This window comes from Paenibacillus sp. PK3_47 (genome assembly GCF_023520895.1).
In the GTDB taxonomy this organism is placed as follows: domain Bacteria; phylum Bacillota; class Bacilli; order Paenibacillales; family Paenibacillaceae; genus Paenibacillus_AQ.
In genome coordinates this window covers 3,410,258-3,424,820 of the sequence record NZ_CP026029.1, presented here as the reverse complement: position 1 = coordinate 3,424,820, position 14,563 = coordinate 3,410,258, and the positions used below count along the sequence as shown (strand labels likewise).

The 14,563-nt window shown below is 50.7% G+C and carries 6 protein-coding genes, 2 rRNA genes and 2 riboswitches; all 8 genes read right to left on the bottom strand.

The genetic code is table 11. The features are described 5' to 3' along the window. Positions 1–42: 42 nt before the first annotated feature. The 8 genes from C2I18_RS15275 to C2I18_RS15240 all read right to left on the bottom strand — a co-directional run bounded on the left by C2I18_RS15275 (position 43) and on the right by C2I18_RS15240 (position 14,345). Positions 43–2,969, bottom strand: a 23S ribosomal RNA gene (locus tag C2I18_RS15275). A 400-nt stretch (positions 2,970–3,369) separates the two neighbouring features. Further along, a 16S ribosomal RNA gene (locus C2I18_RS15270) occupies positions 3,370–4,927 on the bottom strand. The 16S and 23S rRNA genes sit together here, the layout of an rRNA operon. Before the next feature lie 364 nt (positions 4,928–5,291). Further along, a complete protein-coding gene (locus C2I18_RS15265) occupies positions 5,292–6,101 on the bottom strand; it encodes a transglutaminase-like domain-containing protein (protein ID WP_249896635.1) in 810 nt (269 codons plus the stop codon). A 14-nt stretch (positions 6,102–6,115) separates the two neighbouring features. Then, positions 6,116–6,196, bottom strand: a riboswitch (cyclic di-GMP riboswitch). Positions 6,197–6,271: 75 nt separating this feature from the next. Next, positions 6,272–6,352: riboswitch (cyclic di-GMP riboswitch) on the bottom strand. A 122-nt stretch (positions 6,353–6,474) separates the two neighbouring features. After that, positions 6,475–7,140 (bottom strand): class D sortase, encoded by a 666-nt coding sequence (locus C2I18_RS15260; protein WP_481857807.1) that lies wholly within the window; start codon positions 7,138–7,140, stop codon positions 6,475–6,477. Positions 7,141–7,189: 49 nt separating this feature from the next. Further along, positions 7,190–7,594 carry a GtrA family protein gene (locus C2I18_RS15255; RefSeq protein WP_249896633.1) on the bottom strand — a complete coding sequence of 135 codons (405 nt, stop codon included), beginning with the start codon at positions 7,592–7,594 and terminating at the stop codon, positions 7,190–7,192. Continuing rightward, positions 7,581–8,534 (bottom strand): glycosyltransferase family 2 protein, encoded by a 954-nt coding sequence (locus C2I18_RS15250; RefSeq protein WP_249902134.1) that lies wholly within the window; start codon positions 8,532–8,534, stop codon positions 7,581–7,583. The genes C2I18_RS15255 and C2I18_RS15250 overlap by 14 nt, the downstream gene beginning before the upstream one ends. Positions 8,535–8,610: 76 nt before the next feature. Further along, a complete protein-coding gene (locus C2I18_RS15245) occupies positions 8,611–12,429 on the bottom strand; it encodes a glycosyltransferase family 39 protein (RefSeq protein WP_249896632.1) in 3,819 nt (1,272 codons plus the stop codon). Next, a complete protein-coding gene (locus tag C2I18_RS15240; RefSeq protein WP_249896631.1) occupies positions 12,426–14,345 on the bottom strand; it encodes a glycosyltransferase family 39 protein in 1,920 nt (639 codons plus the stop codon). The genes C2I18_RS15245 and C2I18_RS15240 overlap by 4 nt, the downstream gene beginning before the upstream one ends. Between the last annotated feature and the right edge of the window lie 218 nt (positions 14,346–14,563).

The window sequence follows — 14,563 nt, the reverse complement described above, 5'->3', positions numbered from 1 at the left end:
TCGCCTGAAAACTGAATCCGAAACAAATCTGCGAATTATTTTTTGGATAAGCCCTCGACCGATTAGTATTGGTCAGCTCCATGCATTACTGCACTTCCACCTCCAACCTATCTACCTCGTCGTCTTCAAGGGGTCTTACTAATTGGGAAATCTCATCTTGAGGGGGGCTTCACGCTTAGATGCTTTCAGCGCTTATCCCGTCCGTACGTAGCTACCCAGCCATGCTCCTGGCGGAACAACTGGTGCACCAGCGGTACGTCCATCCCGGTCCTCTCGTACTAAGGACAGCTCCTCTCAAATTTCCTACGCCCACGACAGATAGGGACCGAACTGTCTCACGACGTTCTGAACCCAGCTCGCGTACCGCTTTAATGGGCGAACAGCCCAACCCTTGGGACCTACTTCAGCCCCAGGATGCGATGAGCCGACATCGAGGTGCCAAACCTCCCCGTCGATGTGGACTCTTGGGGGAGATAAGCCTGTTATCCCCAGGGTAGCTTTTATCCGTTGAGCGATGGCCCTTCCATGCGGTACCACCGGATCACTAAGTCCGACTTTCGTCCCTGCTCGACTTGTAGGTCTCGCAGTCAAGCTCCCTTATGCCTTTGCACTCTTCGAATGATTTCCAACCATTCTGAGGGAACCTTTGAACGCCTCCGTTACTCTTTAGGAGGCGACCGCCCCAGTCAAACTGCCCGCCTGACACGGTCCCTGTACCCGCTTAGGGTACCAGGTTAGAACCTAGATACGATCAGGGTGGTATCCCAACGGCGCCTCCACAGAAGCTTGCGCTCCTGCTTCTACGGCTCCCACCTATCCTGTACAGATCGTACCCAAATTCAATATCAAGCTGCAGTAAAGCTCCATGGGGTCTTTCCGTCTTGTCGCGGGTAACCTGCATCTTCACAGGTATTAAAATTTCACCGGATCTCTCGTTGAGACAGCGCCCAAGTCGTTACGCCATTCGTGCGGGTCAGAATTTACCTGACAAGGAATTTCGCTACCTTAGGACCGTTATAGTTACGGCCGCCGTTTACTGGGGCTTCGGTTCATAGCTTCGGGTTACCCCTAACCACTCCCCTTAACCTTCCAGCACCGGGCAGGCGTCAGCCCGTATACTTCGCCTTGCGGCTTCGCACAGACCTGTGTTTTTGCTAAACAGTCGCTTGGGCCTTTTCACTGCGGCCCCCTCGGGCTATTCACCCTACCGAGGCACCCCTTCTCCCGAAGTTACGGGGTCATTTTGCCGAGTTCCTTAACGAGAGTTCTTCCGCGCGCCTTAGAATTCTCTTCTCGCCTACCTGTGTCGGTTTGCGGTACGGGCACCTTCTCCTGGCTAGAGGCTTTTCTTGGCAGTGTGAGATCATGACCTTCGCTACTGTAATTTTCGCTCCCCATCACAGCCCAGCCTTACGGTGTGCGGATTTGCCTGCACACCAGCCTCACTGCTTAGACGGACATCCATCAGTCCGCGTCACTACCCTCCTGCGTCACCCCATCGCTCATAGCGGATTACGGTGGTACAGTAATTTCAAACTGTTGTCCTTCGACTACGCCTGTCGGCCTCGCCTTAGGTCCCGACTTACCCTGAGCGGACGAGCCTTCCTCAGGAAACCTTGGGCTTTCGGCGGATCAGATTCTCACTGATCTTTTCGTTACTCATACCGGCATTCTCACTTGTGTACTCTCCAGCGCTCCTTACGGTACACCTTCAACGCATACACAACGCTCCCCTACCCCTGATGCATACGCATCAAGCCATAGCTTCGGTGGTGTGTTTAGCCCCGTTACATTTTCGGCGCAGAGTCACTCGACCAGTGAGCTATTACGCACTCTTTCAATGGTGGCTGCTTCTAAGCCAACATCCTGGTTGTCTGTGCAACTCCACATCCTTTCCCACTTAACACACACTTGGGGACCTTAGCTGATGGTCTGGGCTGTTTCCCTTTTGACAATGGATCTTAGCACTCACTGTCTGACTCCCGGCAAGAAGTAAATGGCATTCGGAGTTTGACTGAGCTTGGTAACCCTTGCGGGCCCCGCACCCAATCAGTGCTCTACCTCCACCACTCCATTCACCGAGGCTAGCCCTAAAGCTATTTCGGGGAGAACCAGCTATCTCCGAGTTCGATTGGAATTTCTCCGCTACCCCCACCTCATCCCCGCACTTTTCAACGTACGTGGGTTCGGGCCTCCAGTGCGTGTTACCGCACCTTCACCCTGGACAGGGGTAGATCACACGGTTTCGGGTCTACGTCCACATACTTAGTCGCCCTATTCAGACTCGCTTTCGCTGCGGCTCCGGCTTCTCACCTTAACCTTGCATGTTAAACGTAACTCGCCGGTTCATTCTACAAAAGGCACGCCATCACCCATAAAAAGGGCTCTGACTTCTTGTAAGCACACGGTTTCAGGTTCTATTTCACTCCCCTTCCGGGGTGCTTTTCACCTTTCCCTCACGGTACTGATTCACTATCGGTCGCCAGGTAGTATTTAGCCTTAGCAGATGGTCCTGCTGGATTCATACGGGGTTTCACGTGCCCCGCACTACTCGGGATCCGTCTCGGAGGGGTTAAACTTTTGGCTACAGGGCTTTTACCTCTATCGCGGGCCTTTCCAGACCTCTTCGCCTAACCTAACCTTTTGTAACTCCATGTGAGACGTCCCACAACCCCAGGAGGCAAGCCCCCTGGTTTAGGCTGTTCCGCGTTCGCTCGCCGCTACTGACGGAATCACTATTGTTTTCTCTTCCTCAGGGTACTTAGATGTTTCAGTTCCCCTGGTCTGCCTCTACACATCCTATGTATTCAGATGTGAGTGACTGCGAATTACCACAGCCGGGTTTCCCCATTCGGACACCCCCGGATCAAAGCTTGCTTACAGCTCCCCGAGGCAGTTTCGTTGTTCGCCACGTCCTTCGTCGGCTCCTGGCGCCTAGGCATCCTCCGTGTGCTCTTATTAGCTTAACCAACGCTACGGTGTTTCGCTTGTTCGCTCATCTTGTTTTGAATAGCGCATCCGGATCACTCCGTACGCTAGAATATTCAAAGCCAAAAGTCGCTTCACAATCGAAAACCTTCGCTTTCAGCATCGCTATTAAATCTTCACTTGTTTACACAAGTTCAGCTTAAAGGAATGTTCTAAAACGCAAATTCGTTTCGGTATCCAGTTTTCAAGGATCAAGTGTTCCGGATTTAACCCCGGAAGAAGATCATATCATATTTCAAAACCTCTTGACTACAAGCAAGTTTTGGAAAAGATATGCCTTTGAGAGCTTAAACTCTCAAAACTGAGCAACGAGTGAGCAACTAACCGACCGGTTAGATTTAAGATTTGAATGTTTCCGTTGCAGGAAACGATTCTCCATAGAAAGGAGGTGATCCAGCCGCACCTTCCGATACGGCTACCTTGTTACGACTTCACCCCAATCATCTACCCCACCTTCGGCGGCTGGCCCCCTTGCGGGTTACCTCACCGACTTCGGGTGTTGTAAACTCTCGTGGTGTGACGGGCGGTGTGTACAAGACCCGGGAACGTATTCACCGCGGCATGCTGATCCGCGATTACTAGCAATTCCGACTTCATGCAGGCGAGTTGCAGCCTGCAATCCGAACTGAGACCGGCTTTGCTGGGATTGGCTCCACCTCGCGGCTTCGCTTCCCGTTGTACCGGCCATTGTAGTACGTGTGTAGCCCAGGTCATAAGGGGCATGATGATTTGACGTCATCCCCACCTTCCTCCGGTTTGTCACCGGCAGTCACTCTAGAGTGCCCAGCACGACCTGCTGGCAACTAAAGTCAAGGGTTGCGCTCGTTGCGGGACTTAACCCAACATCTCACGACACGAGCTGACGACAACCATGCACCACCTGTCTCCTCTGTCCCGAAGGCCGCCTCTATCTCTAGAGGATTCAGAGGGATGTCAAGACCTGGTAAGGTTCTTCGCGTTGCTTCGAATTAAACCACATACTCCACTGCTTGTGCGGGTCCCCGTCAATTCCTTTGAGTTTCAGTCTTGCGACCGTACTCCCCAGGCGGAGTGCTTACTGTGTTAACTTCGGCACCAAGGGTATCGAAACCCCTAACACCTAGCACTCATCGTTTACGGCGTGGACTACCAGGGTATCTAATCCTGTTTGCTCCCCACGCTTTCGCGCCTCAGCGTCAGTTACAGCCCAGAAAGTCGCCTTCGCCACTGGTGTTCCTCCACATCTCTACGCATTTCACCGCTACACGTGGAATTCCACTTTCCTCTTCTGTACTCAAGCGATCCAGTTTCCAGTGCGACCCCAGGTTGAGCCCAAGGTTTAAACACCAGACTTAAATCGCCGCCTGCGCGCGCTTTACGCCCAATAATTCCGGACAACGCTTGCCCCCTACGTATTACCGCGGCTGCTGGCACGTAGTTAGCCGGGGCTTTCTTCTCAGGTACCGTCACTCCGATAGCAGTTACTCTACCGGACGTTCTTCCCTGGCAACAGAGCTTTACGATCCGAAAACCTTCATCACTCACGCGGCGTTGCTCCGTCAGGCTTTCGCCCATTGCGGAAGATTCCCTACTGCTGCCTCCCGTAGGAGTCTGGGCCGTGTCTCAGTCCCAGTGTGGCCGTTCACCCTCTCAGGTCGGCTACGCATCGTCGCCTTGGTGAGCCGTTACCTCACCAACTAGCTAATGCGCCGCAGGCCCATCCCGTAGTGACAGATTGCTCCGTCTTTCATTCTTCTTTCAGGAGAAAAAAGAAATTATCCGGTATTAGCTACCGTTTCCGGTAGTTATCCCAGGCTATGGGGCAGGTTGCCTACGTGTTACTCACCCGTCCGCCGCTAAATTAATTTGAAAGCAAGCTTTCAAATTAACTCCGCTCGACTTGCATGTATTAGGCACGCCGCCAGCGTTCGTCCTGAGCCAGGATCAAACTCTCCAATTAGTATTGAAAAGAGCGATAGCTCATTTTGAAACATCTGACGAGAATTTGCATTCTCATTTTTGGATCTCACCGAAGTGATTTCCAGGTACTCACTCGTTGTTCAGTTTTCAAAGATCAAGCTCGTTGTCACTGTCGATTACATCGTCAGCAGCAACTCTTATAATATATCACGTTTGTTTTAGAAACGCAAGCTTTTTTTGAAACGAATTTTTCAGTTCATTTCGTATTCAGCTGCACGCCTTTAACAACGCTTAGTTATAATACCCCATCTTACGACAAAAAAGCAACCCTAAATCAAAAAAAGATGAACTGCTTAATATTTAAGCAGTTCATCCCGCTATTCAAACTATATAAAAGGCTACCCTTAGTATACTTTAGCAGCTGCATATTTGCTTGCCACTTTGACAAGACCAGCATCCTTATTGTTCTTACCCAGACCAGCATCAACAGTAGTGTCTACAGTAATCCATTTGCCATTAAGAAAGACTTCATTCCATGCATGGTACTCAGCAACATAACTTGTCTTGCCCATGACCAGCTTGGTTGGAATTCCTTCGCTGCGCAGCATTGTAGCAAACAGGGATGCATAATCGTAGCAAATTCCTTTTTGGGTAGTCAGTGTGTTGTTGTTGTTCGGAATATAGTCGGCAGGTACATTAGCGGCCAGTTTATAGTCGTATTTCACATTAGAAACGATATAGTTATAGATTGCTTTTACCTTAGCTTCATCAGTTGTCTTGCCTTGTGTAAGCTGTTTTGCTTTGAGGACTGCCGCATCGGAAGCGTTCCATTTCACATTCTGTACCGAACTCAAGTATACGGAGTTGGCATTGCTGAGACTAAGATTCACGGATTCGCTGGAGATCACTTTGTATTTGTTGCCTGTTGTATTCTCAAGTACGGAGATCTTGTAAGTCCCATTACCTTGTTGAAGCGGGAACGTCTCGGTAGGCTTGGAGGCATACAGGTTGTAAGTGTAGCTCTTGTCACCCTTGCTGATCATGACCTTGATACGCTTGTCCTTAGGAACATCATAAGAAACTGCCACTACGCCTTGATTTAATTTCGATGTATTTAACCAGCCGGAATCAACACTTGCTGCCTGAGCTGTATTAACCTGAACGGAAGTCACCACAACAAATAAAGTTAACAGCATAAAATAAATCTTTTTCAACTGATAAAACTCCTTTCGGTAGCTGGCTGCCATCCTTACGGGAAGGCCCTTTAGCTTTGCGTCCCTGTCTTTCGACAGGTTTGCCGTTATCGTATAAGCTTTATCTGTCCAGGAAATCTATTGAAAGATTAATAGATTCTGCCTTAGAACAAACAAAAAAAGCCTCTTCATTCGGTAGCTGGCTGCCATCCTTACGGGAAGGCCCTGTAGCTTTGCGTCCCTACCTTTCGATAGGTTTGCCGTTATCGTGTTTAGCTTTTATAGTTATATACTAGCATATATATTTCTATTATCAATACCCGAATCCATAGATTTACCATTTTTTTATTAAAATTTTAACGTTTTTCATAGGTTTGTCATATTTGCTCAATTTTTATGATAATTTGGCATGGATGATCAGGCGGTGTGTAGGATCCACCAGCGGATCGCATGTAATCAGGGTAAGAATTTTGTCTTGGTTATTCCCGTCCAGCACAGAGATATCAGTAGGCTCTACAATAGAAATATCATATACCTCGTACTGGTAGTCCGCACCTGCCGTCTTCACCGAAATCATATCCCCAATCGCAACCTCATCCAGCCTGTTGAACAGCCTTCCGGCGGTTCGTGATCTGTGGGCGGCTATTGCCGCATTGCCAATCTCCCCGAGCGGCGCTGTTTCTGTCATATGCGCGGCAGCATGCTTCATATTGGCCTTCGTGGCCCCTTCCAGCACAGGCAGCTTCAGATCAATTTTATCAATTGCAATAATTGCAGTGACCTTCCCTCCGACCTGAACCTCTGGCTCGGCCTGCTTAACCGGCTGTACTTCCTCTTCAGAGGCCGATTCTTCCGCAAGCAGTTGAGTGACCTCCGCATACCTTTTTGTAAGCTCAGGCTCGGGTGTAGTGGAAGGCGCGGGTTCACTGTAGGCCATTTCCGCTTCTTTCAGCAGTTTTTCCTGCTGTCTGTCGTTATACCACTCATTTGCTGTAGGATAAAGAATAAGCAGAATCCCCGCAAGAATGATCAAATACGAAAACTTGCGCAAGACAATCACCTCCTGTCAGTTATAGAAGCTGCAGCTCCTGCCGCTCTCACCTATACCTTTAGAATACCCATTTACGGCTGCCAAAAAAATTAATGATCACAGTGACGAACGTAACCAGCACTTTTGCCGCGAGCACCTGAATGCCAAAGCTGTCCGTAAGCACATGAATAAGCAGTACCGAGATGCCCAGCACAATAAGATTCAGTATGATAAACCTGATCAGCTGCATCCGGTCAAAGCCTGCTGTGTTCCCCTTGTTACGATCCCGGAACGTCACCTTCTTGTTCCATATGAAGCTGTTGGCTGTCCCGGCGCTGTAGGAAATGATCTGTGCGGGTGTATTAAACATACCTAATGAATGCAATAGTGTGAATACCGCAAAATCCACAAGCGTGTTCAGCAGGCCTACGGCATTGAATTTCAGAAACTGGATAACATCCGAGCGGAGCTTATGATCTTTCATATTCACTGCCTCTCCGCTGTATGCTCTCCGGCTCCCCTTCACGGTACCCTCTGGTTTCACGGACAATATAGAGCGGTCTGTCTTTCGATTCATCATAAATCCGTCCGATATACTCCCCGATGACGCCGAGCAGCATCAGCACGATTCCGTTAAACAGCAGATTGACACCTACTATAGAAGTCCAGCCTGGGACGGTCCAGGAGGTGAACAGCTTTTGGAACACTACAAAGAACAAATATAAGAAGCTGGAGAAGGAGAGGAAAAAGCCCACATAAGTGGCAATCTTCAATGGCTTATGCGAAAAGGAAGTGATGCCGTCGAGCGCAAAGCGGATCATTTTTTTTAGCGGATATTTGGTCTCCCCGGCAAAACGCTCCTCCCGTACATATTCCACCATCGTCTGCTTAAAGCCAACCCAGCTCACCAGACCTCTGACATAACGGTTCTTCTCTTTAAGCCCGCGCAGCACCGCGCAGACTTTCTGGTCAATCAGCCGGAAGTCTCCCGTATCTGTAGGAATTTCCACACTGGTCATACTGCTCAGCAGGCGGTAAAACAGCTTGGCGGTAACTTTTTTGAATATAGTCTCCCCGTGCCGCTTCAGCCGTTTGCCGTAAACGACGTCGTAGCCTTCTTTCCATTTGGCGATCATTTGCAGAATCACTTCCGGAGGATCCTGAAGATCGGCATCAATCACGACGACCGCATCGCCTTCAGCATAATCCATTCCGGCCGTAATCGCGATCTGATGCCCGAAGTTGCGGGAGAAATCAATCAGCTTGACCTGCCCGTCCCGGCTGCTGATATCACGCATAATCTCCGCGGTACGGTCCCGGCTTCCGTCATTGACAAAAACCAGCTCGTAGGCGTCACCGCACCGGTCCATCACTTCCTTGAGACGCTGATACGTATGCTGAATGACTTCCTCCTCATTGAACATCGGGACAACTACACTATATCTGGCTTTCACCCTTGTTCCCCCTAAAAGTTTTGTTTAGCATGGACTGCCCGGTCCCCTAGAACACCCAGGAAGGGAACCAGCGCAGCACTACATTTACATATTCTCTATCTACCACCATACCGGAAAGCACAGGATAGAACATTACAAACAGCAGCAGCGCTATTCCAACATAAGCATAACGGATATACGCAGCTCTAGGGAACTTGCTGTCAATGAGCTTCATGATATAGACAATAGAAAGAATCATGAACGGAACCATCGCAAAGTAATGGTAAAGGAACGTTTCCCGCGGCACAAGCATCCAGGGCACATACTGCGAGAAAAAGCCGATCCAGATCATGTACTGGCTCTTGTCTTTACGCTTCAAAGTGATCCATACCGTTGCCAGCATGGCCAGGATTCCCGTCCACCAGATCAGCGGATTGCCGATGGTGACAATACTGCTGACTTTGCCTTCCGGCAGGCCTTCCCCGCCGCTGAAGAACCAGACCGGACGTTTCATGAACGGCCATTCCCACCATGACGAGGCGAACGGGTGAGTGGCCACAAGCTGGCTGTGATAGTTGTACATGTTCTTCTGGGCATCAATCAGCCCTTTAACCGTGTAGCCTTCCGCCGTAACGTTCAGTACAGGAATGAAGGACAGGGCATAGACAATAACCGGTATGATGACAAAAAATCCGACGCAGCTTGCAAGCGTAATGACAGTGTTCTTCCAGAAGGAAGTTCCCGCCGTCCTGCAGGCGGCTTTCAGCTCCTGGTCGCCAAGCCTGCCTTCCTCAAGCACACGCCCTGCCGCTTTGTATTCCCTGTACCGGTCAACCAGCGACAATGCCAGCATGATAGCCAGCCCTGCTCCGCCATACAGCACGATCCATTTGGAGGCAACGCCGATGCCGAAGAACAGGCCGGACCAGAACAGCGGCACCAGTGTCTTCCGCAGCGGAACACGGTAGAAATTCATCGTGAAATACCGCTGCATGAAATAGAACATTAACATAATGAAGAATACGCCGTACACATCAATAGTAGATATACGCGTCTGGGTAAAGTGCATAAAGTCCAGAGCGAACAGTCCGGCTGCGAGCGCGGCGTACACCGTCTTTTTGAAGAGCCTCAGTCCCATAATATAGATCAGCGGCAGCATTGCAATCCCGAACAGAGTGCCGATAATACGCCAGCCGAACGGGTTCACCCCGAACAATTCCATTCCCACAGCAATCAGCAGCTTGCCCAGCGGCGGATGGGTATTCTCATAAGGCACAATTCCATGTGTATATTCGTAAGCTGTCCGTGCATGGTAAATTTCATCAAAATAGGTGCTGTTCATAAAGCCCGAATATTCCGGAATAATGGACTGTTCGTCAAACAGGTTGGCCGGGGTCCCTCTTTTGGCGGCTGCCGCAGCATCCGGAGTAACACCTGCAACCGGAAGCGGCGTTCTTCCGCCGCCCTGCTCATAGAAGGCCATCTCGTTCAGGGTAAAACCCGGAGAATCCACCGTAAGCTTCACATATCTTGCCGCTACGTTCAGCGGCTGGCTTTTCCAGATGAATACATTGCCGACTTCCTCATTCACATCCAGCGCACTGCTCCAATTATCCGGCGTCTGGCTGAATTCCAGCTTAAATTTCCCGGTGCCGACACCCCCGAATATATTCACCCGCTCCAGCTGCCTGCTCTGTCCAAGATCAACATAAAAGCTTTCCCCGCCGGCTGCAGGTTCCCATAACGTCTCAGGCGCTTTGCCCGAACCGAGATTAAAGAGCGACAAAGCTCCGTACACGGCGGTAATGGCGAGCATCCAGATCCAGTCTTTACGCTGCAGCCTGAATCTCGGTTCCTTGGTCTCAAGCGGACGCAGCTCTTCAGCGAGCAGCATATCCGCTTGAAGTTTCTCTGCCGGCGTTGGCGGCGGGAGGAGCAGCTTTCTATCTCTACGGATATACACAGCGTATCCGGTATACAGCATATAGAACAACAAAGCAAGATTGGCAATCGAGGTGACCAGAACGATCCCGTCAGAAGGCGGATTGCCGCCGGCATTCAGATGGGCCAGTGTATATCCTACATTGATGTACTGAGTCAGCGTAAACCCGAGAAACAGGGTCAGGAACCTGCGGTCCCGGCTTTCAATATAAGCAAAGATAGCAAGAATCAGCACAGGGAACATGTACCGTTCATGCATTTTGGTCCCCAGCACGAACATAATGACAATCAGCACCATGCCGATAAAATAAGATTTGGACAGGTCCTTGCGGTCTTTGCCGAAAGAATAGTAGGCCGCTGCAGCAACCGCAGCCAGGATAACGATATACCCCCAAATCCGGTACGGGATGCCAAGCCAGGTCATATCAAGCGATGACCACATCGGATCAGTCAGCGCATACAGATTAAAGGCATTAACCGTAGAGTACGGATAAGAAGACAGCGTGGCTTTGTACAGATCGATAAGTCCCATCAGCCCGCCGTTATTCCAGAAATACGGAGCTGCCAGCAGCAGGAAGATTCCTAGTCCGTACAGTGCGCCGACCGCAAGCTGCTTCCAGGCCCGGTGATGATAAAAGGCAAACAGCAGCACAGGCGTGAAAATCAGTGCCTGCGGCTTAACCAGCGTAGCCAAGGCAAAAAATACGGCTGCACGGACAAAGGCTTTATCCACTGCTCCGGCAATGCTGAGCAGCAGGAACATCACAAAGAAGGAATCCGCCTGTCCCCAGGCTGCGGAATCCATCAGGACCGCCGGATTGAACAGGAACAGCAGCATCAGGCCGATTGCCGGGCCCGCCCCAAGCTTCTTGCGCCCTATCCGGTAGATCAGATAACCAAGCACCAGATCGGACAAAATGGCCGGCAGCTTGAACAGCAGCATTTCGGCACCTGAGCCGTGTGCAAATCCGAACAGCCCCTTTATAGAGCTGAGCAGATACAATATGTACAGGTAACCAGGCGGATAATCGGCAAAATAACCTTCCTCGTAAAACTTGCCCGGCCCCAGATCGGTAAGCCTTTGCCCCCAGGCAATAAAGGTGTTCATATCATTCTGGTATCCCTGGGCGGTAAGGCCAATCCAAATCCGCAATATAAGTGCAGCAGCAAAAATGCCATACAACCATTTGCTGTACACACCGTCCGGCTGCTTCAGCAGCTTCTCGCTGCGGAATGCTCTTTGATACATCCAGGCAAAAAACACGCTGAACAGCGCCGAGAGCAGCAGCAGGCTTGCAGGGGATACTTTATGCGGCGTCTCCGCAGTCTCACCGGCTCCGTTCTGGACGGCCGCCCCGCTGTCGAGCGAGATCACATTCGCGCCTTCAGGTGCCGCTGCCAGCTGTTCCACAGCTAAATCATCATAATAAGCCTTGCCCTGAATCAGGCTTGAATAGCCGCCAAGTGCCGCGCCGACACTAAGCTCCGTCTGCTCCTTTCCTGTCTGGCCAATGAACTCCAGGTACTGCCAGTCTCCGGCCGTGTCTGTCGTCGAAGGATAACCGCCGGCAATGCCTGCAGGAAAAATGTTCGCACCTGTTCCCGTTCCCGCTGCGTTTACAATTTTGACGTAACCCGAAATTTTGTAATACGTCTCAGGTGCGACAGAAAGCGTCTGGATCCATTTCAGGTGATTAGACTCAATATTCTCAATTACAGCTGCTTTACTGCCGGAACGGACTTCCTCAGACTGTACAGATATTGAGCCGGCGTCCTCTCCCGGTATCCAGGCATCCTTGGTCCAGCCGGCGGGAGCTCCATCCTCCCCGTCTTCAAACCCCGGATTTACCAGCAGATTTTCTTCCGCATAAATACTGCTTACAGGCAGCATGAACACCAACAGCATCATAATAAGGATTGCGGCCGCGCGTATACTCTTGATCATCGTTCCAACCTCACCTCGTCAATGTTAATCCAGCCGTTTCCGCCGGTAATATATATTTCCGCCTGATCTCCCTCCTGCAGTGCTACAGCCGGCAGGGTAACAGGATGGTACTGCTCTCCTGCTGACAGCTCGGCCTCAGCCTGTACGGTTCCGTTCACCCGCAGCCCCACTCTGCCGCCTCCGCCGCCGGCACTTACCATGACCGACAGCCTGTATTCTCCAGGCTCAGCCGGTGCATTGAACAGCTGTGTGATCACTTTGTCTGCTCCCGGATCAAGATATGCCAGGTAGGTTCCGGAACCCGGATTGTTAGATGCTACTCCCGTTCCTTCCGAGAAGCTCCAGCCGGAAGCGCCAATTTCAAAGCCGCCGTTTATAAACTCACTGTTCGCTGCAGCTGCAGGCTTTTGGACAGGCCCGCCTTCCCCGTTCTCTTGCTGCAGCAGCACACTGTAATTGGCAAACTGCCTGATGGTATATCCGCCGGTTACTGCTGCGGGAAGAGGTGTGTTGTTCGGGTAAATATAAGCCGAATTCGCGGTTAGAGCACCCGGTGCACCGAATTTATACCGTCCAAAGGAGGACACCTGCTGAAACGCATCGCCCGGATTGGCATAAACGACAGAATCCAGAAAATCATGCGGACTGATTCTTTCATAGAACAGCACATAGATATAAGGCATGTTAACATCGTTCGTGACATACACGTCTCCGGTACTCTGTTCAGAAGCATATTGAATGGCCTCTCCGATAGAATCATAGAAAGCCGGGCCTATTTTCTCCGGAAAATCACGGAAATAATCCGTAATAAAGAAGCCGAACAGAACTGCAAAAGCTGCAGCCGACAAGATGCCGGCGGCCTTCAATTTACCGTACAGCCATATGCAGCCTGCAGCAACCAGCATAATCAGCGGGTAGAATACAATGTTGATCCGGTTGATATTCACATTTGTGATGCAGGCCATAAGAACTGCGGCAGCAAGCCACAGCAGCACTACAGCATAAGGCCTGCCGCCCGCCCGGCGTGTCCACAGCGAATGAATCATAAAGACAAGTCCGGCGGCGGCAAAAGGCAGCGCAACCGGATAAGCATAGCCATACGGTGCAATGGAATTCCACGGCAGGCCGTCGTCTCCGTGAAGCAGGATTTTGCCAAAAGCGCTCAGGTTGCCCGAAGCCGTCTGCAGCATTTGCCCGCCGAATACGGAGGAAATCTGCTCTACCCGCGGCATGGTCAGCTTAGGGATAGAGAACAGCGGCGTGTTTACCCCCTTCAGATCATAATGGTTGATGAGCACAAACCAGAAGATCGGCAGAGCCAGCAGCACAAGCAGTCCGGAATTCCAGAGGAGCGTCTTCCATTTCAGCTTTTTACTATACAGTAGAAGAATTACAACCCCCAAGGCAAACACGGGCACAAAAAAATAGGCAGTTCCATACGCATACAGCGACAGGGCCAACAGCACAGTAAAGCCGTAGACCCACTTTGGCTCCTGGAAGGATTTTAACAGAAAATAGACAGCGATCAAAACCAGTGTAGGGAATAAATTCGATTCCAGCGCCCATCTCGACATCATGATATGCCAGGGATTAATTGCGATAAAGAACATTGCAGCGATACCCGCTGCCTTTGAAGGGAACAGCCTTCTCATTATTAAATAGAAGAAAAGCATGCCGAGCAGTCCCATGACGGCACTTAATGCCCGTACGGACAGCGGTGTCAGGCCAAAGAGCAGAATAAACGGCATTGACAGATACGCATAAAGCGCATTCTGTCCGCTCCCCCAGGCTATTAAGTGTACAGGCAGATGTATGCCATTGCGGTCGATTCCGTAATGCAGAATAGCGTAGGCATCATAACCGATGGAGGCCTCATCCTGGTTCAGTCCCGGGGGGATGGAGCCTATGTAGGCCAAGCGGATGATTGCTCCCAGCAGGAATAACAGCCACGGCCAGGGGTTTTCTTTGCATGAACTGTATGCTCTTTTTGCAATACCCGACAATGTATATCACCTCTTCAACAATATAATCTAAATACTGGATGATGAAAAGTCTGACGGCACTGTCAGGCCGCACTTCAAGCGCTAAAAAAGGCCCCTTCATCGCTGAAGGAGCCTTTTCGTAATTTATTCTG